The sequence below is a fragment of the Chelatococcus sp. KU-N122 genome (assembly GCF_055391085.1).
The window spans coordinates 5,986,552-6,007,682 of the sequence record NZ_AP043981.1 but is presented as its reverse complement, the minus strand read 5'-3'; the positions used below and the strand labels follow the sequence as shown (position 1 = coordinate 6,007,682).

Genomic DNA, 21,131 nt, shown 5'->3' with positions numbered 1-21,131 from the left:
AGAGATCCGATGACCCCCGCAGAACTCCACGCTGCCCGGGCCACCCTCGGCGAGATGTGGGGGCTGGACCGGCCCCTCTACTATGTCGAGCTGGCGCGAGCTCTACGGCTCCAGGGGCGCGATCCGGGCGCCACGGTGCGCGAATGGGAGAGGCGCAGCGGCCCGACCGGCCCGGCGTCGACAGCAATAGAGGCTTTCCTCGACGGCGTTCGGCCACGGACGCCGATGTCGCAGATCATCACCTCGCGCGACAACGGCGCTTGACGGTCCGCCATGGCGCCCGCCACGGACCGCCTCCGCCAGGCCCTGCGCGCCGAGGACGACATCATCCGCCGGGCCCAGGACATCATCGCCGAGCACATCACCTCGGACGCGCCCGACCGCGACACGCTCAACCGGCTGATCGAGGAGTTGGACGGCTACCAGGCGCACGCGGCGCGGGAGCTGGCGCGGCGGGCGCTGGGTCGATGACGTTCGCCGAGCGTCTCCGCCCCCTCATGGCCGAGCGCCTCGGGCTCACCACCGAGGTCGACTGCGTCGCCTGGCTCCGGCGCCGAGTATCGTGGCCCGGCCGCGCGTCGGTCGACGCTCGAGCCTGGTACCGCGGCGTCCGTCCCCCGCCCTACGCCGACATCATTCCGATCGCGAGCGGGCTCGACGTGTCGCACGACTGGCTGGCGACGGGGCGGGGTGAGCGGTAGGATTGAGCCGGACCTCCGGTAGATCGAAAGCACGTTGCCATGCCCAAGACAAAGGCCTGCCCGTCACCCAGTTGCCGTGCGGCGGCTCCGCCGCAACGACCCCTGAGCCCAGGCGAACTGCATAGTGCTGGCGTGCAGGATGATTGGGTAGGCGCCGCGGAGATCTGCGGATACTGCGGTTGTGTCTACACCGGCACGGGCGGGAACCGGGTTATCCGAGGGTACCTAGAAGCGAAGAAGTGGGTAGCGCTCAGCGCGCTCGGAGGCTGAATTTCCTACCCCCAGAAACGCAAAAGCCCCGCCCGCGGGTGCGGGCTGGCCGCACATTGGAGTGCGGCGGGCGGAAACGTTAGGCGCGCCGGGTGGCTGTCAGCTTGAAGTGCGTTTCAAACTCTCCAAAAGAGGATCCTTCCGGATCTGGCCGAGCCTTGGCCTGCGCTGACCGGCGTGAACGGATTCTCCAACCCCCAGGGGACCGTTGACTTCGTGGATAAACAGCTGACAGATATACATGCCGGCATGAAGCTTTACCGGCACCTCTCCGACATTAGTTATCTCAAGCGTTAAGCAACCCGAGAATCCGGGATGCACGCCAGCCGCAGTTTGTATAATGATTCCGCGACGCCCCATAGAGGACTTGCCGTCGACCACTGCTCCGTACTTCTTTGGAAGCCTGATCCACTCAAGCGTACTACCGAGAACAAATCGCCCAGGATGAACAACAAATGTTTGACCGAATGGAACAAAGTGCTTCTTTGCGAATTTATTCTCGAATGAGCCAGCTGTTGAGAACGGGTCAATATGAGTCTCGGATGTCTGTCTCAGAGTCAAGAACCATCTGCCGAGCCTTAGACTAACTGATGTCTCTCCGCTCCTCTCAATTTCATCTAGATCTGGACACGGAACGAGTCCAATTCCGTGCTGATTACCGCTGTTCCCCGCCTCTATCTCGGCCTTGAGCTTTGACGCGCTCAGCACCATTAGCCCACCCGCCGTCTATACTCGAGGACTTCCACCGATTTAAGAATCATCTCGTTCAGCCTCCCCAGGGCCGCGCCCGTCTCCTTCGCGGCCGATTCGTCCTGTTGCCATTCGAGATAGTACAACCAGCCTGCGTTGATAATGTCACCCAACGAACTAGGGTCAGATGCAGGCGTTCCAAGGTTAAAGCTACTCAAGTGCCTGTTGGCTTTGTTCGAGTGCGGTCGCTGAACGGATGCCCCGGTGAGAAGGTCTTTAACATTGTCCCACAAGCTATTAACTTGTGGGGCCACGCTCTCTTCGGCCATTCGCATGATAAATCTTGTCAAAGGAGTTCCGGTCAGCGGAGGCTCGGCAAAATTTGCCAAGACTTCAGGCGGAAGAGCCACCCCCTCCTCCTGCGCAATCCGGTAAATGATCTCCAACCGTCTGCGATGTGACGGATAATTTAGGTCAGATCGACCTCCGAATGCTGGAGCTAAAACATAGCAAAATGCATGCACATAGGATGCACCAAAGACCGCATACGCAAATAAATCGCAGAATATTTCTTCTGCATGTCTGACCGCAATGTCTACAGATTGCGCGATGCTGTCGGTTAAATCATCGGCGGCCAAGAGATCGTTAGTGTCAAAATTGGGAAAATGCCTTTTGAATTCCGGCATATTCCTACCATAAAGATCGCTGCAACGATATTGGAGAGTGGTGTGAGCAGGGCCACCAATCCCTCGGTTCCGCCAAACTGCGTGGCCAATTTCATGGCCCGCGAGGGGCATCAAAAGAGCATTGGCGCTTTCCGATGCCGGCATGCCGATGAACACGAAGCTCTTCAAATCGTCGAGCGACTGAGGATAGGCAAACGGCACATAATCCCATTCTGATGATAGTATAAGCTTAGGACGTCCCTGAAGAACTGATGAGGCCAGCGAACTCAGAGGCTCTATAAACTCGAATGCGTTCCGCACATTCGTAGATCTCAGGATAATCCCCAAAATAGGAAGGACACGCAGAACCTTGAGATTAAGATTCTCGGCCTGCTGCTTGAGGTCCGACTCGTTGCTAAGTCGGTTCGATCGAACGATTTTCTCCTCAATCTCTGAGAAGCTCTTCTTTAATATCTCAAGCGCGCTTCGACCCGACGAAACAGGAAAGTCAGCATCCAGAAGACCATCAATAGTCTTCTGGATGTTATATATCTTTTCCTTACTATCGAAGAATATCGTCATCAGCTTATGTAACGCGAGTCGCTGCGCTCGCGTCGCGCATAGATGGCTGACATCTCCTTATTGACAAGATTCGAGTTAAGAGCCATGCAAAACCGCTTGGCTTCCTCGATCCGTTCCTGGTCCCCTTTTGCGACGCCCTGTTCTAGGCCATCGAGATAGACCTTTACCGCCGCCGAGAAATCGGCCATGTCGAGGCGTGGCCTTGTTGCATCCGCTTTCGACCACGAGTTTCTTATGACCTTATAGGCGCGCACGTCAGCGAGCATGCTTACCGTCTCACCCCCACCAAACGCTGGCGCCGGCGTCCGAAGAACGTCAAACAGCTGCTTCAGGGCCGGAGCGTCCTCGCGAAATCCCCTGCGCAATTCGGCGAGTTCCAGCGCAGCTTCTGCGCTCAAATCGAGCGGATTAGACAGGTCTTCCATAACGTCCGAGCCTCCCTCTGAGTCGGGCATCGATAGGTGTTGCACAAACGCAACATTCTGTATAGCGCTTTCGGACAACACCCTTAGCAAGGTGCCCCCTTGCTCTGCAACTTGGGGGGGGCGGCGTAGGGGTTCGTTCGGGATCGGATTGGCACCAAAGGCACAAATGGCCCCGGTCACCTCGCGGTGCCGGGGCCAGTCTGGGCGCCGAGGCGCGAACCAGGTGTGGCTGGACTCGAAAGCGACGTTGACCGCCCCCATATCATCGCCATCGCCGGCAGGGTTATCTCAGGCGTCGACGGCAGAGAGACCAAGCGCGCTCCCGCCTAAATGTAGGGGAGCGGTGCAGTGCCGAATGTCGAACAGCTACTCGCTAAGGTCGAGGCGGGTATCGTCGCTCAGGATGCCCAGATCGAACGTCAGCGCGAGCTCATCGCGGAACTCATTCTGCGCCATGAGAGTCCTGCCTCTGCTTCTGGAATCCTACAGGAGTATGAGGCCATTCGTGCGAGGCTTATGGGGCTCCGGGATAGACTCGCGGCCCAAACCGAGATGCGTCGAGTAGCGCAGGTTCGGGATCTCCTCTCCGCCAGCGGTTGAGCACGATCAACCCTTCCGCGCCGCCGAGAGCTGCCCCTCGAGCGAGCGGATGTAGCGCTCCTCCTGTTTCTCGATCCACCGCTCGGCCATCTCGCGCATCTGATCGTGAGCCTTGGCCACGGCCTCCTGAGCATCGGCGGCGCGCTCCATGTGCGCGATCGCGTTGCCCATGTTGGCGGAGACCTCCTCCAGGGCGCGCGCCTGGCGCTCGGCCGCCACCGCCATGCGTTGGTTCTTCTCGGCCAGCGACAGCACTGCCGCGGCGAGCTCGCGGATCGGCTTGGTGTCGGCAATCGCGGCGCCGGCGAGCACGATGTTGTCGGCCTCGACGGGCTTTGGCCTCTTCGCCTCTTCGCTCTTCAGCTTGCCCCAGAGTGCGGCGATGACCGCGGCCACGAAGGTGAAAATCGCCGCCGCGACTTGCCCCCACGAAAGGCTGTCGCCCGGATCAGGTACCGCTGCCATAGGTGCTCCCGTCACGCATCGACCGATACACATTCCAGATGTCGAGCACGGCGAGCACGGGGTAGACGGCCAGTCCCGTCGCGGGCGCATGCGCGTCGCCCGCTGATAGGCCGAGAGCGATTGCCGTCCAGAGGCCGACGCACAGGAACGCCGTGCCGGCGCGGATGAGCGGCGACCTGCGATAGGTGCCGTTGATGAACAAGGCCATGAGGCGGATGAGGCCGATCGTCAGCGCAGCGAGGCCCCAGGTCGATTCATTGGCCAGCACCGCCATGAAGCTGTAGCTGGCCGACGTGCCGAACGTTTCGCCGGGCCAGAGCAGAGCGACGCCGTACCCGGCGGCCATGCCGGCGAGGGCCCACTCGGACGCCCGCACAGCGAAGTGCCGGCCAAGGTCAACGACCATGCGGCGGACGACGATCATGGTCTAGCGCGTGACCACGTTGGGGACGTCGACCTTGGCGACTGTCGCCGGATCGGCGATGACCGTCTGCACCTGCGGCAGCGCAGCCGTCTTGGCGATCAACGCCGCCGGCCGCTGCGCCCACAGCCCCCAGATGATCGGGCCCAAGGTCATGACACCGCCGACGATCCACTGCACCGTGGCGTCGTCGAGCCAGCCCTGAGTGGTGAGCACCGAGCCGATGCCGATCAGGACATAGCGCACGACCTGCATGATGATGTTGATGTCCATGGTGATCTCCGGTTGAGGATGAGGGTCAGCGCCGGCCGCTCGCCGGCACGTACAGGCCCTTGGCCTGAGCGATGGCGTCGACCTGCTGGCGCGCCTGGCGGACCGCGGTGACGGCAGAGGGGTTGGTGGTGGTTGGCGCCGAGCAGACGCCGTAGAGGATCGTGCGGGCGCCGGTGAGCAGCGCGCTGTCAACGAACAGGTCGACCGCGGCAAGGCCGGCCTGGAGCTGCTGGCACTCGCCCGCGAGCTGGCCGACGGTCTGGGCGACCTGCGAGGTCTGGCACGCGCCGAGCGAGAGCGCGCAGACGGCCGCGGCCGCCGCGAGGGGCAGTTTCATAGGGGCAGCTCCAAATGGGGTGTGGCGATTTGAGTGCGAGAACCGCCCGCCGCGGTTGTGCTACGTCCCGGCGATCCTCCAGCAAGCGAATGGGGTCCGCATGCAGGACGACGATCAGGGGAAGGACGAGCTCGGCGTTTGGCTCGTGACGGGCGGTGATTGTGCCGCGGCCGGTGGACTGGCCGCCCTACGGCTGAGGCTGGCTACGCCTGGTGAGCATGAGGATCCGTCCGCGCTCGCGGACAAGCCGTCGATCGCGCTGTTCCTGACAGCAGAGACGGCAACCGAGATCGCCCATCATCTTCTCGCTGCGGCGGCGACTCTGCCGTCAGATCGGCGCAAGCCGCATTGATCAGGCCGCCGCGGCGGACGCCGGCGCAGTGCTCATCAGCGCGCGCCATGTGGCCGGGCCGACGACGCCGTCGATCGGTGACAAGCGGGCCTTCGTCTGGAAGCTCCGGACTGCCGTATCGGTCTTGAGCTGGAAGTCGCCATCCACCTTGAGGCCATAGCCAAGGCGGTTGAGCTCGGTCTGGAGTTGCCGGACGGTGGCCGCGTCCTTGGAGCCGCGGCGCAAGGTCGCCGGCACGGCGTCGTTCGCCGGCGGCAGCGCGTCCGGCTTCCATGGCGTGTCGGGGATCCGCCGCCACTTGGCAAAGGCCGCCGCCAGCTTGGTGTGGTAGCCGTTCGCCGCATAGCCGGGCCCGTTGTAGCCGCGGGCGAATGCGGCCCAGTTGTGGCTGCGCAGTTCGTCGTCGAGCTTGTTGTGCTCGATGAACCGGACCATCGCCGCCAGGTGCTCAGCCTCGCCCCCGTCCACCATGGCGCGCACCATCTCCTGCGGGCTGTCGTAGCCGGCAGCGACGAAGTTCTCGCCGAGGATCTGGCCGAGGCCCCAGCTGCACGATTTGAGCGCCGCCGTCTCATCGATCTCCATTGCCCTCAGCAGCGAGGGATAGCTGTCGGCCGGGTATGGCTTCGCGCCCCAGGTCTTGTAGGCGAGGCCCTGGGCGACAGCCGCATCGCGCTTCGAGCCGGACAGGTTGCGGTAGAAGACGTGTGGCTCCCGCAACATGACCGGTCGCTTCTTGGTGTCGAAGCCGTAGCCGCGACTCTCGACGTCGAGCACGGCATGGATCTCGTCCTCTCCCACACCGATGAGCGAGCCCAGGCGCGGGAGATCGATGTCGGCGAGCTTCGTCGCCGAGCCAACGAATTGCATGTGATGCTCCATGGCAAAGCGCCCGCCGAGAGGGCGGGGCGTGGTGGTGCGGGGATGGGTGGGCTGAGGAGCTGCGCCTACGGCAGCGTGGTCAGGGGTGGCGTGCGCTGCGCTACGGCAGCAGCTAGCTCTCAAGCATCGTAGTGCTGGTTCGCCATCCACGCGTCCACCTTGGCGACCTGGGCCGCGCGGCTCGGGTCATCCAGATCGGCGCTGAAGAACATGTGCTCGCCGATCCACATGCCCTTCGCCACGTTGGAATTGCCGGTGCCATCGAAGCCGGTCCCGCCGAAGCGGATCTGGAACGAATTGTTCGGCACCGACGTGACGTTGGTGTTCGAGCTGACCACGACGCCGTTGACCCGCAGCGTGGCGAGCTTGGCGGCTAAGTTGAAGTTGTAGCGGTAGCGGAAGGCCTTCGTGGCGCTTCCCACGACGGCGGCGAGGTTGTCCGTGCCGCGCAGCAGGAAGCCGCCGGCGTCGGTCGCCTGGTTGTGGCAGACGTTCAGCCTGCCCTGGCTGTCGATGTAGATGGCGAAATAGTCGGCCGCCTCCGAGTTGGCGACGATGGCGCCGATGCCGGTGTTGTCGTGACCGGCGCCGAGGGCGACGTTGTCGAGCTTCGCCGCGCCGACGATCGTGAATTCCGCCGCGTTGATCAGGGGGCACGTGGCATCCGGCACATACCTGTCCTGGGTGGCCTTCGAGACGACGATCAGGCCGCCGTTGGAGCCCATCGCCGCGCCGGTGAAGCCGAAGCCGAGCGCAGGCTTGTCGTTGTTCGCGCCGATCGTCACCGACGGCGGCCGGCCCGAGGTGAAGCCCTTGGCGAACAATCCGCGGCGCTTGCCGCGCATCAGGAACGACACGCCGGAATTGCCGCGCAGGTACTGGCTCGACGGGTCGAACCACTCCTGCAGGGACGGGATCTGGGCAATGGCCTCGGCCGCCGCGTTGCGCGCGATGGTGATGTAGCCCGAGCCCGGAACCGCCGGACTGTCGATGGTGATCAGATCAGGCATTGGCAGCCCCGTGGTTGAGCGTGCTCGCGGTCGTATGGGCATCGGCTGCGGCCTGATGCGCCGATGCGGTGCCCTGAGCAGCCGCATCGAGCGTTGCCCGGCATGCGGCCTCAGCTGCGGCGTCGGCGGCCGCCGAGCCGAGCACCTGCCGGCTGAGACCGTCGCAGGCAGCGGCCGCGCGCGCTGCCCACTCGGCAGCCTCCTCCGGATTGTCCGCCGCCTCCCGGTGCATGCCGGCGATCTCGTCATGCACATTGGCGGCGGCGATGAGCTCTTCCCGCATCGACATGGTGGCCTCAGTCAGCTCGTCACGACGTTGGTGTAGAAGGGCGCTGCGTTGCCGAGCGCCACGATGTCGGCCTCGTTGATGGTGCCGACGAGGATCTCATTGCTCTGGACGCCGCTGTTGACCCCGCCGCGGCCGCAGTCGTAGCTGTAGAAGATGTCGCCGCGGTAGATGCCGTCGGCCGGAATGAAGAAGTCCCCGTTGGGGTAGGTGACATAGGGCTTCTCGGTGCCACGTCCGTCGATGCGGCAGGAATACGGAAAGACCAGCGCAGTCTCGCCGGGCTCCGACAACGCGACGGTCATGAATCGCCGCACGCCGCTCGATGCGTTGTAGATCAGCACCAGGCGGCCGCTGGGCGAGCGGCCGAGCCAGATCTTCGCCGACGTCGTGACGAAGCCGGTCCCGATCACGCCGTTGACCGGCGTGGACGGGAACGCTGCATCCGGACCCCACCTGATCTGGCCGTCGTCGTCGATGTAGCCGGTCTGCACGTGCTGGCTGTCGGTCGTCCTGAACCAGTGCATGAGCTGGTTCGGGCCGGTCCGGACGATGCTGAACTCGCGATAGCTCTCCAGCGAGATGTCGCCCATGTAGGGCAGCGTGCAGATGGTTTCGCAGGTCAGGTCATCGCCGTAGGTGATCAGGCGCTTCCATCGGCTGGCCTGATAGTCGGCATAGGGTGGCGTGACGCCGCGGACCGGATCGGAGGCGCCGAAGCGGATCTCCGAGCCCCACATATGCGGCGCACCGATGAAGCCGAAACCCAGGAAGCAATCGTTGCCCAGCAGGGCCGTCCCCGGCGTCGTCACCCCGAGCGGGTTGTTGACCGTAAAGCCGCGGATCGTGCGCGGATGAGCCGAGTTGTTGTCCTCGATCGTGTAGAGGACGACCAGGCGCCCGTCCTCGATCTGGGCGAGCATGTTGTCGGTCACGCCCACATTCGAGGCATTGTTGACGACGAACAGGTTCGGCTGCCAGGCAACGCCGGCCGGATTGGCCTTCCACGCCGCGAGGTCGACGTCGACATAGCTCAACCGCATGTGGATCGGCGGCAGCTCCGGATTGGTGCCGGGCGCCAGCAGGTTGCCCATGTTGGCGCGCCAGAGCCGCTGGCCGGTGAATTTGATGGCCGGGATCAGCTGATTGCCGAAGGTGCCGTAGGTGGCAACGTCGGTGCTCTTGATGCCGGCCGGCATCACGTAGCTGGTGGGCGGCGCCGGAAACGCGCCGGCCTTGAACTGCTCGCGCAGCATGATCTCGCGCTGGATCGCGCCGCGCGCCATCTGGGCATGCAGGACGTCCACCGGCTGGCCGAGCGGGGTCAGGCTGTCGGGGATCGTATAGGCGCCGTTGAACTTGCCGTTCCAGGCGTAGTCGACCGATGATGCGTCGACGTAGCCGAGGAGCGCGTAGGTGCCGTCGGCCTCCGGCTTCTCGCGAAACTTGTAGCGGCTCCAGCCGAAGCCGAGATAGTCGATGCAGACCGGACCGCGCGGCGCCGCCTCGGCGTGGATCCCATTTGCGGCGAAGCGGTTCTCATCGGCACCGTTCGACCCGAAGTAGAGCTCCGACGTGCCGTCAGTGCCCGGCGCCGAGGCTATGCCGCGCCAGTCGTCGGCGCCCCAGCCCGCGAAGAGGGAGGTCGCCTGCGGCCTGGTGATGTCCTGGCCTTCGACGCTCGCCACGCGGCCCGTCGTGAGCGTGATACGTTGGGACAGGCCGGGCATGGTGTCGTCGGAGGTCTTCGTCCAGCTGCCCGTCCCGCTGGCGCCGACCTTCTCATAGCTGCCGTTGCCGGCCGTCGATGAGACCGGCCCGGGATCGTGGATCACCTGCGCCTGGATGCCCTGGCCATGGTTCAGGTCGGCATCCATCAGCGCCTTGGTATCGAACCTCAGCAGCCCGTCGACGACGCTGTTCTTGGCGTCCTGCGCCTTCTGGTCGGCGGCCGCGACGTCGACCTGCAGCGTGCTGATCGCCGGATCATGCTCGTTGACCTTCGCGATCGCCGCATTCGTCTTCTTGAAGCTGCGACGGATGTCATCGCCAGTCCCATCGTTGGGAAACGAGCCGATGTCGATCGTCTGCAAATCAACCATGCGCATGCGCGCGCCGACGCGCGCCCTCTGGAGCGTGGGTGTTCATGGGGCGGAGCCGTGGCTCAGTAGTAGAAGCCGGTAGTGGCGTCGCCGGCGGTCGAGCCCGGGTAGAAGCTGGCGCCAGCGCCGCTGCTGGAAACGATGCCGCCCTCAGCCGCCAGGTAGCGTTTGCCGGAGACCACAGCGCCGCCGGCGAACGTGGCGCCGTTGAGCCTCACAATCCCGGCGAGGAAGGCGGATACGAACGCCACCGACACGGACAGCGTGGCCGCCGTGATGTTGATGGTCGGCGGGTCGCTCTCATCCCAGACCACAGACGACACCGAGTCGGCGGAGATGACCGCCTGCCTGCTTGCCGCCGAGCTGATCTCGATGCTGCCGGCCAGCGTGATCGTCGACGACTGCTGCGCCAGGATGTTCGCGGTGGGCGCTGCGGCGAAGTTGATGCTCTTGATGCGCGCCAAGGCATTGCGCGAGGCCACCAGGCCATACGAGCTGGGTGCGGTAGAGGTGATCGCAACACCCTGCATGAACACGTCGGTGCCGCGCAGGATCTCAACGCAGCCGCGCCGGCCGGCCGGCAACGAACTGATGCTGAACGTCGTACCGACGGCTCCGATGATATCGAGGCCGATCTGCAAGCTGTCGGCGACCCACCCCGGATAGGTGCCGGCGGCGACGATCACGTTGAGGCGGTTGGCGCCGACGAAGCGCCGCGCGAAGGCGGTGACCCCGTCCATCGTCGCGAAGGCGTGGTCCGGCGTGTTGGCCTGGCCGTCGTTGGCGTCGTTGCCGTCCGGCCTCACATAGACCGTCGCGCCGAGCGGCAGGAACGACGGCGTCTCAGAGTAGGTCACCGTCAGGATGACCCAGACGGAGCCGTTGAAGATGAAGCATGGCACCGAGTTCATCGGGGAATCGCCCGGCGCCGGCGGCTGGCCGCGGAACGTCCGGACAGGATGGGCGCCGAGCCCGTTGACGTCGATCGCGTCGAAAAAGAGGCTGCCGACGGTGACGTTGACCCGCAGCACCATCCCGACCATGTCGGGCACGGACGTTGGGGCGGGATCGAGCGCCACCGCCAGCGTGCTGCCGGAGACGCTCCAGCCAACGCCCGAGCCGAACGGCGGCACGAAGTTCATGCGCTGGGAGCGGCCGGCGCGAGCCAGCTGCAGCAGGTCGGCGGCCGACGGCGTGATGCCCGACTTGGCGATGTAGCCCACTTGCTCGCGCATGGGGTGCTCGATCGCCGCCGCGCGCGGGATCGAGCCCTCGACGCCAGCCGCCGGATCGGCATTGACGTAGGGCGCGTTGGTGTCGCCGCCATCATTGAAGGGCGAGACGTAATCCATTCTCAGCTCTCAGCTTTCAGGGAGTGACGCCGCTCAGGTCGAGCACGAAGTCGGTGTGCGCCGGCTTGTAGCGGCGGAAGATGCAGTCGAGATCGGTGGCGAGCGCGCCGGCCGGGACCTCGAGCACGCGGGCGGTCCACACGAAGCGGATCTCCGGCGGCCCGATCTCCCAGCGCCAGTCGCCGTCGCCGTCGCGGGTGTCGCCGCAGGGGCTGACGCCGCACATGAACGGTGCGTGCTCGGTGATGTGGACGCGATAGCCGAGCGCCACCGCAATCCCGACGAAGAACCCGCGGTCCTGCCGGCCGACGAAGGTCATCTTGACCACCAGCGCCTGGCGCCGGTCGTCAGGGCTTTGCGGCTCCGCCACGCATGGGTCCGGCAGCCCGAAGGCGCGCTCCCAATCCTCGAGCATCTCGTCGGTGGAGCGGGGGTCGCTCTCGATCTGGAGCAGGTCCGCGGCGCGCCCGTCGACGATGCCCCAGGTCTGCGCCAGCCCGGCGACGAGCTGCATCAGCACCGACTCGGGATCGCGCGGCCACGCCACGCCCTGCGGCAGCAGGTTGGCCAGCGCCTCAGCATAGTCGTCGCCGGAGCGGCGCCAGAACTTGGTGCCGTCGTCCGCGTCGACGAAGTCGGCCGTCAGCTGGACCGACGAACTGAACAGCTCGCCGGCGGCGGTGATCCAGGGCATCGCGCGGCGCCTACGTCGGCCAGGTGATCGTGCCGGGCACCGCCATATGGCCGTTGCTGGGCATCACGTGGTCGGTCATGACCAGATCAAAGTTGTCGACGCCGGGCGTCGACAGGATCGCCGACGACACCCACTCGCTGCGGATCGTCACCGCCGGCTGGCTGATGCCGTTCTCGCTCGACGCTGGCCGCGCCCGCTCGCGCAGCATCGCAGCGACGTTGGCGGTGATGGCCGCTCGGATGGCCGAGGAGTCCTGCGCCAGCGACGTCAGCTCGAAGTTGATCGGCTCCGCGATCGGCGACAGCACGAACATATCCTTGACGGCGACTGGCCGCACCAGGTCGAGCTGCTCCTGCACATAGGCGATATCGTCGACCGTCGGAAAGCCGCCGCTGCCGGCCCGCAGCTCATCCATCATGAACCAGACGGTGATGGTTCCCATGCCCATCTCGAGCGGCGAGCACCAAGCGCGCGTCACGCCCGGGATGGCCAGGGCCCACTGCACGTAGTCGTGCGCCGCACCGCCCATCGGAGGCATGCGGATGCGCAGCAGGATCCTGTTGCGCATGTCCTCAACGCTCTCAGCGTCCGTGCCGCCAGTCATCGACACGACGACCGCCTGGCCGTCGATCAGCGGCGGGGGGTCGGAGAGGTTCAGCCCGTCTCCAACGTCACGGTTGCCGACCGTGCCAGCCGTCAATGCCCGCACAGGAGCTTCCGTCGGCCCAGGCCCGAGCATAATCTCGTCGAGCGTCTCGTACTCGATCGAGCCGCTCATCAACCGCGTTGCCTCAGGGACGATCGTGCCCTCGGTGCCTGTGAAGGTCACGAGGCCGCCCGAGAAGGTCGGCGACTTGGGGCCGCCAAGCCAGATCCGTGCGTGTCGCGCGAGCCACTCGTAATCGTCGGCCGTGTCCGGCAGCAGCTGGACCGAGAGCCATGCCATGTACTGAAACACCAGCGTCGCAAGACCGGCGTCAGCATCCGACAGCACCCGCAGCACCGAGTTCGGCACGGACGCATCGGCACCCGGCAGAAGGGCCGCGATGTGGTCGCGATTCAGCCGGCGGAGGACCGCCAGCTTCGGCACGTCAAATGGCATGGGTCAGGCCTGGATCCCGTTCCAGAGGTCGGCGTAGCGCAGTTGGATCGCCGGCAGCGGGCCGCGGTGCAGCGTGGCGACGACGTCGATGCGGTCGATCCCGACGCGCTCGGCGACGACATCGACCTTGCTGGCGATCTTTCGATCGACGAACGGCCTCAGCGCCTCGCGTGTGTAGGCCTCGGCCTTGGCGAACGTCGAACCCTGGCGCGCCGCGGCGCCTCGGATAGCCGTGCGCGCCAGCAGCCAGAGGCGCGATCCGATGGGCCATCCATCGTGGATGGTCTCAGCGTCGACGTCACCCCACCAGCCGCGGCGGTCATCGTCGTCGAGCCCCGGGAGTTCGTCGTCCGGCAGCGCCAGGCGGTCGGTGCCCAGTGCCACGGTGACGGCGGTCGCCAGCTCCTGCGTCGTGTCGAGCTCGCCCGCCGCCGTCAGCAGCAGATCGAGCGTCACCGCCTCGGGCGTGACGATGGTGACGAGCCGCGGATCGGTCATGCCAGCGGCTCGCCGGTGTTGCCGCTGCCGGGCTGGACGCCGTCGTGTCGGTGCGTGGCATCGATCAGGCGGCCGTTATGCTTGATGTAGCCGCCCGAAATGTCGACGCCATCCTTGCTGATCGTGAACGTCACCGGCCCGATCTGGTGCGTGATCGTCTTGCCCTCGGGCGCCGTCACGACGATGCCGCTGCGGCCGATGTGGATCTTGTGCCCCTGGTCGTCATGGAGCCCCACCTCGCCCGGCTGCGCGTCCTTCGGACGGTGCCGGCGATCGGCGACGCCGAGCACGACGGGATGGTCGGCGGCCCCGCCCAGGTTGGCGACCAGCACCTCGGCCTCTTTGTCATTGGCCGGCGGCAGGGGCACGTTGTAGAAGCCGTAAGGCTGGAAGTGCTCGACGCCGTCGATGCGCTCGCTGAAGCGGCCGCGGATCGATAGCTCCTGCATCTTGGTGGCATCGTTGGAGCGCACCAGCGTGCCGCGGAAGATGCCGCTGTAGCTGCGACCGCCGAGGTCCTCGAAGTCCGTGCGCATCAGGTCGGTGTCTCCGGCTGCGCCTGGCTGGCGCCGGGGTTGTAGCTGCTGCCCTCGTTCACCGGGGCGAATTGGAGCTTCCATGCTGCGTCGTTGACGAACTCGATGTCCGTCGTCGTGCCGCCCTCATTGCTCTGCTGGTAGGAGACCGACCAGACGCGCAGCTGCATCTCGCCGCCCTCGGTCGGAAACAGGGTCGGGGATTTCACCGCGACGCTATCGCCGAGCTCCCAGAGCCCGCTGCCGTCCGGCTTCAGCCAGCCCTGCAGCTTGATGCTGGCGCGAAAGGCCGCGGCCTGGATAGCGGCGACCTCCATGTTGACGCGGCTCTGCGTCTCCTTCTGGTTGGCTGCGCCTTCGGCTAGGACAATCCGCTTGCCGTCGACGCCGCCGGAGACCTGCGCCCGGGCCGACCGCTCCGATGGGATCTTGCCGAACAGGCTGTCGGAGCCCGGTTCCTGAGAGCGGCCGATGACCTCGTTGACGCTCGGCAACTGGATCGAACACTGGCCAGCCAGGATGTTGCGGCCCTCCTCGATCAGCGCACTACCAGACGTCTGCGGCTCGCCGGCGACGATAGTGCCGTCTGCCTCGGTGGTGAGCCAGATGCCGCGCCGGCGAGCGATGCGCGATAGGAAGCCGAAAACCGTCTCGCCGTATTGCGGGATGATGTTGCGGAATGGGTCGTTCGCGCCGGCAGGCACCTTGCCCATGCGGAAGCCGACACCGTGCTGGCCGAGCACCGACCGAGCGATCCCCTCATAGGTGGTGTTGCGGTACTGGCGAGGCTCGACCGACACGTCCATGAACGGCGCGGCCTTGCTGTAGCCGTCGACCTGCACCGCATGGCGCCCAGCATCGAAGGCGACCTGGCGGTTGAGGATGTAGCCCTCCTTGATCACCAGCTCGCCGGCGAGGGCGATATCGACGCGGTCGCCCGGCTTCAAGCGCAGGTTGGCGATGATGTTGCCCTTGCGATCGCCCGGCTCGGCGATGATCAACCGGAAATTCCGGAAGACGCTCGTCTCCATGCCGTACTGGACGACGACCACCATCCAATCCCGGTACACGTCGGACGTGGTCCGCACCTCGCACAGCAGCGGCGTTGCCGAGCCCGATGCAGGCGCAGCAGCGCTTCCGCCGGTCTTGGGCGGGTTCGGGACGGGAGCATCTGCCATGGTCAGGCCGATAGCGCCCTGCCCCGCATCGGCATGAAGGCCGGATGGATGGCGCGGTTCTCGGCGACGAGCTCGTCGGCGCGCGATCCGTCGCCGTAGAGGCGGCAGGCCAGCCACAGCGACGGGCGCGTTGCCGCGAACGAATAGGTCACGATCCGCGGCAGCGGACGGGCCCGGGTGGTGAGGTCGCGGATCACCGCCGCATGCAGGCCGACCAGCGTGCGGTAGCCCTCATGGTCACCATCGTCGGACGCCGCCAGCTCCGCCGTCTCGAAGCCGGCGTTGAGCTGGTCGCGATAGGCATCGACCTCGCTCCGGCTCTGCGGCTCCAGCGTGGCCACCAGATAGGACTGCCACACCAGCGTCAGCCGGACGAAGGACGTCAGCACGATCGCCGCCGCGGGGGAACCAGCCGAGCGCATCAGCGCCGACATCCGCACCCTCCCCCATCCGGGAAAGTCGATGCCAGCATTGAGCGCGAACACGAAGCAATCGCCCATGGCGGAGATGGCCGTCGCGTCGAGGATGCGGGCCGCGGCGTTCGTGCTGAGCGCGCCGGTCGCGCGGCGCAGATCGGCCCCCGCATCGGACGTCGGCAGCGTCGCCGCATCCACCAGCAGCGGCAGCAGGTCGCGCAGCAGCGCCACCGCTTCATTGAGCTCGGATTGCTTCATCCCACGTTCGCCCTTGCCAGCCCCGCGTCGCCGTTGCGCTTGACGGAGTCAGCGGCGCCGGTCGCCTGGTTCATCAGCAGCTGCTGCGTCGCCTCGCCGACGCGCGTCGACATGGCAGAGCCCGCTTCGACGAAGGTGCAGTCAAACGTCGCCATGCCGCCCTCGGTACGCCGCTCGGTCCGGTTCGACGCCTCGCAAACGCAGTTGAGCTCGCCCATCGTCGGATGGACCAGCTGCCCGGGTCCCTCGGTGTTGAAGGCCGCCTCGAGCGCGTCGGCCTGGTCGTTGTAGTCGTCGCCGAGCAGGTAGCAGGTGATCCCGAAGCGCTTCGCGCGGCGGCCCATGTCCTCGCTGCTCGGGTCGTCCCGCTTCGGGAACTCAAACAGCACATTGCGCCGCCCGCCGGTGCGGCCCGCGGTCTCCACGTTGAACGGCACGCCGCGGAACGACGCCGGCCGGAGGCGGTCACGCCAGGTCATGGGTCATCATTTTCTGTGTACCGCAGTTGACAGTTTCGGCGTATTTGTGTATCACAGTACACATGATCGAAGTTCGCCAAACGCTCGTGTTCAGCAAATGGATCAAGGGTTTGCGCGACATCCGTGCGGTCGCCCGCATCGATACCCGCATCCGCCGGATGGCCGACGGCAACATGGGCGACGTGAAGCCGGTGGGCGAAGGCGTCAGCGAGGCCCGCGTCGACTATGGCCCCGGCTACCGCATCTACTTCGTGACCCGCGGCCAGGAGTTGATCATCCTGCTCTGCGGCGGTGACAAGCGGACCCAGAAGGCTGACATCGATAAGGCGAAGGCCATGGCCAAGGAGACCTAAAACATGCCCCTAGAGACAATCCCCTGGGCCCCCCAGCTCGACACCGTCGAGGAACAGGTAGCCTATCTCGAAGCCGCCCTTGAGGACGGCGATCCGACCCTTATCGCGTCCGTGCTCGGCGACATCGCCAAGGCCCGCGGCGTGAGCGAGTTCGCCAAAGAGGCCGGCCTCAGCCGCGAGACCATCTACAAATCGTTCAAGCCCGGCGGCAACCCGACCTTGGAGACGCTCACCAAGGCCATGAAAGCGCTTGGCCTGCGCCTGACGGCCGTGGCCGCCTGAGGCTCAGCCGCGCCGCTCGACTCCCGATTGCGGCCGTGGTGAAATACGCCTCATTTGGGGCGCGTCTATGTTTCTGGTGCTATCGATCCTGCCGCTCGGCATCGCACTGTTCACGAACCGGTTCGGATGGATTTTCCTGACCGCCGTCTTCTGCGTGCTGGCGGTCATGACGGGGCCGTTCGGCGCCATCTTTTGGCTCGCGGCTTTCGTTCCCGCGTTCATGGGGCACTCGGCCAAGCGCAGGGATCGCCAGCACCAGGAGTTGCTCAGCGCTCTAGGCAAGCCGACAGATGCTGACCGTCGCAAGGAATCGGCGCTATATGACCCGATTGGGCGGCTTCTGCGCGGTCGCCAAGACCAAGACGGGCCGCCGTGGGATCCGAAGCGATGATGCGTGTTGCCGTAGCCGCCGCCGTAGCCATCCTCGCGACCGCCACGGCTGGGGCAGCAGAGAGGCTACCAAGCTTCCCCAAGAACACGCTCTATGACGATGCGAGAAGCAGCCTCATCGCCTTGGGTTTCAAACCGGCTGACATGACGACCGTCAAGGGGCGATGCTTGGACGAGCAAGATACCAGATGCGCCCATTATCCAGAGATAGAGATATGCTACCCGACCGGGAAAGCCCAATGTCAACTTCTCTGGACATCGCCAACCGGCAAGGTAATCGAAATTGATACCACCGAGGATTTGAAGGTTATCGGCACGAAGTGCCGCGCCAATTGTAGCTAGATCTCCTCACCCGGCACGTGCGGCTTCACCATCTGCCCCTTCCCCGCCGACATGTTCACCTTCTTGAACATGCCGTCCAGGGACGTCCGGGCCCGGTAGTTCGGGCTTGGCAGGCCGTTGAAGGTAATGTCGAGGCTCGCTGAACCTTCGACTTTCTGCGGCGACGACCCGCCGCCGAACGCCTTGGCTGACCTCTGCATCATCTCGTCGCCGGCGCGGAAGCGGTTGTCCCAAGGGAATGGGTAGTCCTCCCCACGCGGGCGTCTCGTGCCTGGTCCGTCGAAATCACGCCGGTCATCGCCGCGGCGCGGCGTCGCGCTCACCTCCCGCGGTTTCACAGTACCGATTCCGGCCCAATTCGGGATGCCGGTGTTCCTGGCGCCATGCCATGGGCCCCAGCCGCCCTTACGCGCCTCGTCGAGGGCAAAATCAATCTGCTCACGCCAGGTTGACGGATCGCTCGCGTGCTTGCCTGTTTTCCGCGTGAATGCATCCCCGAGGCCCGGGTTCCGCACTCCTGGAATGTTGCTCTTGTAGTGCAACTGGAACGGTCCGAAGGACGTCCCGAAGTCGCCTCCGCGATCGACCTTCATCTTGTCGGGGTCGTACCCGCGCAACCCCTCACTGTTGGCAACGGCGATCGCAATATCAGGATCAATGCCGCGCCTCAGCGCCGCAGCCCGAATATAGGCGACGACGTCTGGGTTGGTCCCACGCGAGATGGCACCGCGCCCGCCACGTCCACGTGGCGGCGGAACCACCGGCGGCTGCATTTGCGACTGCTGCCGCCGCCTGAACTCCTCCAGATTCCCCACGGTCCGCGGCACTGCCGCGTCGACACGCGGCGCGGCCTCGTTCACCCCGCCGATCGGCGATGGCGGGGCAATGGATCGGCGATCCCCCGGTAGGGGCGCCGTCTGCCCGCGCTGGCCGCGGCGGCCGAAGCGAAGGTTCGGCTCCTTCTGCTTCGGCGGAACCGCGCCTGAGCCACCTCCGCCTTCATCCTCGCCGCCACCGGCCGCCGCCGCGCCGCCCGCACCGAAACGCCGGCGCATCGCCGCCACCGCGCCCATGCGTTCGGCCAGCGAACCCTGCATCCGCAGGTCCGCCATAGGTCCGCCGCCAAATCCGCCGGAGCCAAACGCGGCCGTCTGGATCATCGCTCCGCCGCCACCGAAGCCACCGCCGTTCCAGCTCTGCTGCTGGATGGTGGCGCCCTGCTGGCGCAGCTTCACCAGCTCCTCGGTGAGCTTGCGGATCTCCTCGCTCAGCCGGTCGCGCTGGCCGATGGCGTTCTCCCGTGCGCCGCCCGTGATCCTGCCGCTCTCGATCGCACCGTTGAGCTTGTCGAACTGCTTTGTCAGGCCATCGAGTCGCTCGCGCGCTGCCTTCTCGGCCTCGCCCTGGGCGCCTGGCAGGGGCTGCATGGGCGGGGCTAGGCCGAAGCCGAGGGCGTTGAAGCCTTCACCCACCTTGCCGCTGGAGAACGCCTCATAGGCCTTATTCAGGTCCTGGATCGCCTGGAGCAACGTCTTGACCGTGCCCACGATCTCGGCGCCGCCCCACTTGATGGGCTGCTCCAGCGCCGTGATCAGGTTGTTCACTTCGGGCAATAGCGGCCCGATGGCATTGACCCGCAGCCCCTCGAGGTTCTCGCGAATCTTGGCCATGTTCTCGACGAACTCGTTGGCCGCCTTCTCCGATCCGGCCGGCAGCTTCGAGATGCGGTCGTCGATCTCCTTCAGCACCTTGTCGATGTTGGACCCGAGCGAGCCGGCGATCGTCGACCAGAACTCATCGCCGAACAGCAGCTTGGCGATCTCCTGGCGCCGATGAGGATCGGCAATGCGCGCCAGCCCCTTGAAGGCCCGCTCGACGGCCTGGTTCACGTCCTTGGCCGACAGGATGTCGTTGGCCAGAGCATCGGCGCCCCGGGCGCGCAGCTCCATCTGGATGCCGCTGACGTTCCTCTTGATCTTGTCGAAATTCTCGGAGAACGACCGCAGCGAGCCCTGCATCTGGCTGGGATCGATCTCGAAGCGCTCGCCGAGCGATTGGAGCACGCGCAGCCGCTGTGCCGCGATGCCCGTCTCCTGCGAGAAGAGCTGAACGTTGCGCGTGCCCAGCGCGAAATTGCGCACGCCGAGCGCCACGGCCGTGATGGCGCCCGCGACACCGAACGATGCCGCACCCAGCCCGGTCATGGCCGGCGTCAGGTTCGTCGCGACCTCGCGTGTGACGCCGACGACCTGGGACTGGACCGCTCCCCAGTCCTTGCGGAGCTGCTGGAGGCCGGGAGAGCGCGCGACGGCCTGCATGTCGTTGCGCAGCTTGGCAAGCGGCGATGGGCTGTACTCGATGACGACCGGCAGCCTGAGCGTATTGTCAGCCATCGTCGCCCTCGTCTGGTCTCATGCGCGCCAGCAGCGCGTTGGTCCGTAGCACGATCATCTCGCGCAGGTCAGGGCTCAGCCTGTCCGGCGGCACCGATAGGGGCCAGCAGCGATAGGCCAGCCCGATCTGCAAGACCTCGTCGAGGCCCTCGTCTATCGGGCCGCGGTCGAGAAAAAACGGGAGAGCACCGCCGACAGCCGCATGCCTTCTACCCCCGGCAGAGCCTGGATCTTGGGCGGCGGCCAGTCGGACAGATCGGCGATGAGACCGATCATCTGCTCAGCGTTCATGGTGCCGTCGAGGACCCCATGCTGCAGCAGGTCCTTGACCGTCGGCTCGCGCAGCGTGATCGACGTCTCGCGATCCTTCAGGACCTCGACCGGGCGGCCGAAGGTGTGGACGTAGGGCCAGGTGATCTCGGCCGGCTTATCACCCTCAGAACTCATCGATGCTCGCTCCTTCCCAGCGCACCTGTACCTGGCCCTCGGCGGCGTTCAGCTCGCGCGTGCCGGAGGTGAAGGCGTTGCGCAGCACGTAGGTCTTGCCATTGGCGAGCTCGGCGGTGACCGTCTCGTCGGTCATTGCCGCGAGCGCCTCGATCGACACCTCCGGCAGCAAGGAGATGTCGCCCTGGATGTAGGGCACGCGTGGGTTCTCGCTGTGCCCGTGAAAGCCGTCCTGCCCGGCGATGCCCGTGCGCTCGAACATCGTCGTGCCGATCGTGAAATTGCCGCGGAGCGGATACTGCGCCCCGCTGACTTTGACGTAGGCGACGCCTGCGAAGCGAGCCATGATC

The 21,131-nt window shown here is 65.6% G+C and carries 31 protein-coding genes; 8 read left to right on the top strand and 23 right to left on the bottom strand.

Annotated elements, in window-relative coordinates; genetic code table 11:
- Positions 1–9 precede the first annotated feature (9 nt).
- Genes ACZ5PO_RS27225 through ACZ5PO_RS27215 form a run of 3 tightly spaced genes read left to right on the top strand, consistent with a single transcriptional unit; the run spans position 10 to position 701 of the window.
- A complete protein-coding gene (locus tag ACZ5PO_RS27225; RefSeq protein WP_464185237.1) occupies positions 10–264 on the top strand; it encodes a hypothetical protein in 255 nt (84 codons plus the stop codon).
- Between the two features lie 9 nt (positions 265–273).
- On the top strand, positions 274–471 hold the full coding sequence (locus ACZ5PO_RS27220) for a hypothetical protein (protein ID WP_464185236.1): 198 nt from the start codon (positions 274–276) through the stop codon (positions 469–471).
- Complete coding sequence (locus tag ACZ5PO_RS27215; protein ID WP_464185235.1) at positions 468–701, top strand: hypothetical protein; 234 nt, start codon at positions 468–470, stop codon at positions 699–701. The genes ACZ5PO_RS27220 and ACZ5PO_RS27215 overlap by 4 nt, the downstream gene beginning before the upstream one ends.
- A 369-nt stretch (positions 702–1,070) precedes the next feature.
- Here the strand turns inward: ACZ5PO_RS27215 and dcd are convergent, their stop codons facing one another.
- The 7 genes from dcd to ACZ5PO_RS27180 all read right to left on the bottom strand — a co-directional run bounded on the left by dcd (position 1,071) and on the right by ACZ5PO_RS27180 (position 5,429).
- Positions 1,071–1,682: a dCTP deaminase gene (dcd, locus tag ACZ5PO_RS27210; RefSeq protein WP_464185234.1), complete on the bottom strand. Its 612-nt coding sequence runs from the start codon at positions 1,680–1,682 to the stop codon at positions 1,071–1,073.
- Positions 1,682–2,908: a hypothetical protein gene (locus tag ACZ5PO_RS27205; protein WP_464185233.1), complete on the bottom strand. Its 1,227-nt coding sequence runs from the start codon at positions 2,906–2,908 to the stop codon at positions 1,682–1,684. The genes dcd and ACZ5PO_RS27205 overlap by 1 nt, the downstream gene beginning before the upstream one ends.
- Complete coding sequence (locus tag ACZ5PO_RS27200) at positions 2,908–3,333, bottom strand: hypothetical protein (RefSeq protein ID WP_464185232.1); 426 nt, start codon at positions 3,331–3,333, stop codon at positions 2,908–2,910. The genes ACZ5PO_RS27205 and ACZ5PO_RS27200 overlap by 1 nt, the downstream gene beginning before the upstream one ends.
- Before the next feature lie 606 nt (positions 3,334–3,939).
- On the bottom strand, positions 3,940–4,398 hold the full coding sequence (locus ACZ5PO_RS27195; protein ID WP_464185231.1) for a hypothetical protein: 459 nt from the start codon (positions 4,396–4,398) through the stop codon (positions 3,940–3,942).
- The gene (locus ACZ5PO_RS27190; RefSeq protein WP_464185230.1) at positions 4,382–4,822 is read right to left on the bottom strand and encodes a hypothetical protein; all 441 of its coding nucleotides are present in this window, start codon (positions 4,820–4,822) and stop codon (positions 4,382–4,384) included. Before ACZ5PO_RS27190 ends, ACZ5PO_RS27195 begins: the two co-directional genes overlap by 17 nt.
- 3 nt (positions 4,823–4,825) lie before the next feature.
- The gene (locus tag ACZ5PO_RS27185) at positions 4,826–5,092 is read right to left on the bottom strand and encodes a Pam3-gp28 family putative phage holin (RefSeq protein WP_464185229.1); all 267 of its coding nucleotides are present in this window, start codon (positions 5,090–5,092) and stop codon (positions 4,826–4,828) included.
- A 25-nt stretch (positions 5,093–5,117) separates the two neighbouring features.
- A complete protein-coding gene (locus tag ACZ5PO_RS27180) occupies positions 5,118–5,429 on the bottom strand; it encodes a hypothetical protein (RefSeq protein WP_464185228.1) in 312 nt (103 codons plus the stop codon).
- A gap of 100 nt (positions 5,430–5,529) precedes the next feature.
- Between ACZ5PO_RS27180 and ACZ5PO_RS27175 the strand changes: the two genes are divergently transcribed.
- Positions 5,530–5,781, top strand: a complete 252-nt coding sequence (locus ACZ5PO_RS27175) for a hypothetical protein (protein ID WP_464185227.1) — start codon at positions 5,530–5,532, stop codon at positions 5,779–5,781.
- Here ACZ5PO_RS27175 and ACZ5PO_RS27170 read toward each other — a convergent pair whose 3' ends face one another.
- The 12 genes from ACZ5PO_RS27170 to ACZ5PO_RS27115 form a co-directional block, all read right to left on the bottom strand.
- The gene (locus ACZ5PO_RS27170) at positions 5,782–6,651 is read right to left on the bottom strand and encodes an N-acetylmuramidase domain-containing protein (protein ID WP_464185226.1); all 870 of its coding nucleotides are present in this window, start codon (positions 6,649–6,651) and stop codon (positions 5,782–5,784) included.
- Positions 6,652–6,782: 131 nt separating this feature from the next.
- On the bottom strand, positions 6,783–7,673 hold the full coding sequence (locus ACZ5PO_RS27165; RefSeq protein WP_464185225.1) for a hypothetical protein: 891 nt from the start codon (positions 7,671–7,673) through the stop codon (positions 6,783–6,785).
- A complete protein-coding gene (locus ACZ5PO_RS27160) occupies positions 7,666–7,962 on the bottom strand; it encodes a hypothetical protein (RefSeq protein WP_464185224.1) in 297 nt (98 codons plus the stop codon). The genes ACZ5PO_RS27165 and ACZ5PO_RS27160 overlap by 8 nt, the downstream gene beginning before the upstream one ends.
- Positions 7,963–7,973: 11 nt before the next feature.
- The gene (locus tag ACZ5PO_RS27155) at positions 7,974–10,061 is read right to left on the bottom strand and encodes a hypothetical protein (RefSeq protein ID WP_464185223.1); all 2,088 of its coding nucleotides are present in this window, start codon (positions 10,059–10,061) and stop codon (positions 7,974–7,976) included.
- A gap of 62 nt (positions 10,062–10,123) precedes the next feature.
- Positions 10,124–11,413: a hypothetical protein gene (locus ACZ5PO_RS27150; RefSeq protein ID WP_464185222.1), complete on the bottom strand. Its 1,290-nt coding sequence runs from the start codon at positions 11,411–11,413 to the stop codon at positions 10,124–10,126.
- Between the two features lie 16 nt (positions 11,414–11,429).
- Positions 11,430–12,107, bottom strand: a complete 678-nt coding sequence (locus ACZ5PO_RS27145) for a YmfQ family protein (RefSeq protein ID WP_464185220.1) — start codon at positions 12,105–12,107, stop codon at positions 11,430–11,432.
- 10 nt (positions 12,108–12,117) lie between these two features.
- Positions 12,118–13,209, bottom strand: a complete 1,092-nt coding sequence (locus ACZ5PO_RS27140) for a baseplate J/gp47 family protein (RefSeq protein WP_464185219.1) — start codon at positions 13,207–13,209, stop codon at positions 12,118–12,120.
- 3 nt (positions 13,210–13,212) lie between these two features.
- A complete protein-coding gene (locus tag ACZ5PO_RS27135; protein ID WP_464185217.1) occupies positions 13,213–13,707 on the bottom strand; it encodes a phage GP46 family protein in 495 nt (164 codons plus the stop codon).
- A complete protein-coding gene (locus tag ACZ5PO_RS27130; protein WP_464185216.1) occupies positions 13,704–14,243 on the bottom strand; it encodes a phage baseplate assembly protein domain-containing protein in 540 nt (179 codons plus the stop codon). Before ACZ5PO_RS27130 ends, ACZ5PO_RS27135 begins: the two co-directional genes overlap by 4 nt.
- A complete protein-coding gene (locus tag ACZ5PO_RS27125; RefSeq protein ID WP_464185215.1) occupies positions 14,243–15,421 on the bottom strand; it encodes a hypothetical protein in 1,179 nt (392 codons plus the stop codon). The genes ACZ5PO_RS27130 and ACZ5PO_RS27125 overlap by 1 nt, the downstream gene beginning before the upstream one ends.
- A 2-nt stretch (positions 15,422–15,423) precedes the next feature.
- On the bottom strand, positions 15,424–16,095 hold the full coding sequence (locus tag ACZ5PO_RS27120) for a hypothetical protein (RefSeq protein ID WP_464185214.1): 672 nt from the start codon (positions 16,093–16,095) through the stop codon (positions 15,424–15,426).
- A complete protein-coding gene (locus ACZ5PO_RS27115) occupies positions 16,092–16,574 on the bottom strand; it encodes a DNA circularization N-terminal domain-containing protein (RefSeq protein ID WP_464185213.1) in 483 nt (160 codons plus the stop codon). Before ACZ5PO_RS27115 ends, ACZ5PO_RS27120 begins: the two co-directional genes overlap by 4 nt.
- 62 nt (positions 16,575–16,636) lie before the next feature.
- On the opposite strand from ACZ5PO_RS27115, the gene ACZ5PO_RS27110 reads away from it, so the two are divergent.
- From ACZ5PO_RS27110 to ACZ5PO_RS27095, 4 genes are all read left to right on the top strand, one after another.
- Complete coding sequence (locus tag ACZ5PO_RS27110; RefSeq protein ID WP_464185211.1) at positions 16,637–16,927, top strand: type II toxin-antitoxin system RelE/ParE family toxin; 291 nt, start codon at positions 16,637–16,639, stop codon at positions 16,925–16,927.
- Positions 16,928–16,930: 3 nt separating this feature from the next.
- Positions 16,931–17,209, top strand: coding sequence for an addiction module antidote protein (locus tag ACZ5PO_RS27105; RefSeq protein WP_464185210.1), 279 nt, complete (start codon positions 16,931–16,933; stop codon positions 17,207–17,209).
- Positions 17,210–17,276: 67 nt separating this feature from the next.
- On the top strand, positions 17,277–17,600 hold the full coding sequence (locus tag ACZ5PO_RS27100; protein WP_464185208.1) for a hypothetical protein: 324 nt from the start codon (positions 17,277–17,279) through the stop codon (positions 17,598–17,600).
- Positions 17,597–17,941, top strand: a complete 345-nt coding sequence (locus tag ACZ5PO_RS27095; RefSeq protein ID WP_464185207.1) for a hypothetical protein — start codon at positions 17,597–17,599, stop codon at positions 17,939–17,941. The genes ACZ5PO_RS27100 and ACZ5PO_RS27095 overlap by 4 nt, the downstream gene beginning before the upstream one ends.
- Here the strand turns inward: ACZ5PO_RS27095 and ACZ5PO_RS27090 are convergent.
- The 4 genes from ACZ5PO_RS27090 to ACZ5PO_RS27075 all read right to left on the bottom strand — a co-directional run bounded on the left by ACZ5PO_RS27090 (position 17,938) and on the right by ACZ5PO_RS27075 (position 21,127).
- Positions 17,938–20,259, bottom strand: coding sequence for a hypothetical protein (locus ACZ5PO_RS27090; RefSeq protein WP_464185206.1), 2,322 nt, complete (start codon positions 20,257–20,259; stop codon positions 17,938–17,940). The genes ACZ5PO_RS27095 and ACZ5PO_RS27090 overlap by 4 nt on opposite strands.
- A 67-nt stretch (positions 20,260–20,326) precedes the next feature.
- On the bottom strand, positions 20,327–20,467 hold the full coding sequence (locus ACZ5PO_RS27085; RefSeq protein ID WP_464185205.1) for a hypothetical protein: 141 nt from the start codon (positions 20,465–20,467) through the stop codon (positions 20,327–20,329).
- Between the two features lie 20 nt (positions 20,468–20,487).
- Entirely contained in the window at positions 20,488–20,781 is a 294-nt protein-coding gene (locus ACZ5PO_RS27080) for a phage tail assembly protein (protein ID WP_464185204.1), read from the bottom strand.
- On the bottom strand, positions 20,771–21,127 hold the full coding sequence (locus tag ACZ5PO_RS27075) for a phage tail tube protein (protein WP_464185203.1): 357 nt from the start codon (positions 21,125–21,127) through the stop codon (positions 20,771–20,773). The genes ACZ5PO_RS27080 and ACZ5PO_RS27075 overlap by 11 nt, the downstream gene beginning before the upstream one ends.
- Positions 21,128–21,131: the final 4 nt, after the last annotated feature.